Annotated in this window: 2 rRNA genes; both read left to right on the top strand. The window is 46.5% G+C overall.

Annotation, left to right across the window (positions count from 1 at the left end):
• Positions 1-13: 13 nt before the first annotated feature.
• Positions 14-130: ribosomal RNA gene (gene rrf / locus C7459_RS22900) — 5S ribosomal RNA — on the top strand.
• 771 nt (positions 131-901) lie between these two features.
• A 16S ribosomal RNA gene (locus C7459_RS22895) occupies positions 902-1,088 on the top strand; the annotation flags it as partial.

Here is a 1,088-nt window from a genome sequence, read left to right as displayed (position 1 = left end):
CCAGTTGTCACAGTCTCGTGATGATGGCGGAAAGGTCACACCTGTTCCCATCTCGAACACAGAAGTTAAGCTTTCCAGCGCCGATGGTACTTGGACCGCAGGGTCCTGGGAGAGTAGGACGTCGCGAGGCAACAGCATAAGGAACAAAAAGGCCTGATCCAACGCGGATCAGGTCTTTTTTTTGCATTGAAGAAAGTATTTAGCATTAATGTATTGGGACTATTGCATTATTTATAATATTTTTGAATGGTGTTAAAATTGATATATTGAATAAAATGATGAGAATGTGATGGAAGAGTTTCAACTAACTGAAAAAGCGATCCGTAGCGCACAACTTTTGAAGCTGAAGGATCTGGAAACATTTTAAAATCAAGGAATTGTGTGAGGCGCGAATCTTGATCGCAAGTGGAGAGTGGGTTCATACATGGCAAGGGGACTAGGGGTTGGGCATCGCCAAGTATCGTGGGTGCTGTGAAAGGAGGTGACTACTCATGTTGAAAAAAGTATCTAGCGTAAAGGCGACTGTTTCGATTCCGATCGATGTTTGCTCGCTTTCTTGCTTCCTCGGCGACTGCACGGTAAGCTGCGGCATTTCCGTGGGTCACTAATCCGTGTAAGTGAACAAAAGCCCGGTCCTCGTAGATCGGGCTTTTTGTTGAACCTAGATGGTTGTGTTTGTTTCGTTTTGTTCGGAAGTGAGAGTTGAGGAACGAGGGAGGGCATGTTAAGATAAGTCCTGTCGCCGCTGAGAGTAGCGGGTGATGCGAAAGAGAAAGAGATCAACAGTTGACTTCCAACGGGAAGTGTGGTATATTATTCGAGTCGCCTTTGAGCGACATTTTTGATCCTTGAAAACTAAACGAGTGATAGATGAGAATCGATTCGAGCCTTGAATCAAACTTTAATTGAGAGTTTGATCCTGGCTCAGGACGAACGCTGGCGGCGTGCCTAATACATGCAAGTCGAGCGGACTGATGTGGAGCTTGCTCCATGGATGTCAGCGGCGGACGGGTGAGTAACACGTGGGTAACCTGCCTGGCAGACTGGGATAACGCTTGGAAACGAGTGCTAATACCGGATGATCTCTT

The organism is Tumebacillus permanentifrigoris, from assembly GCF_003148565.1.
GTDB lineage: Bacteria > Bacillota > Bacilli > Tumebacillales > Tumebacillaceae > Tumebacillus > Tumebacillus permanentifrigoris.
This window is presented reverse-complemented; position numbering and strand designations above follow the sequence as displayed.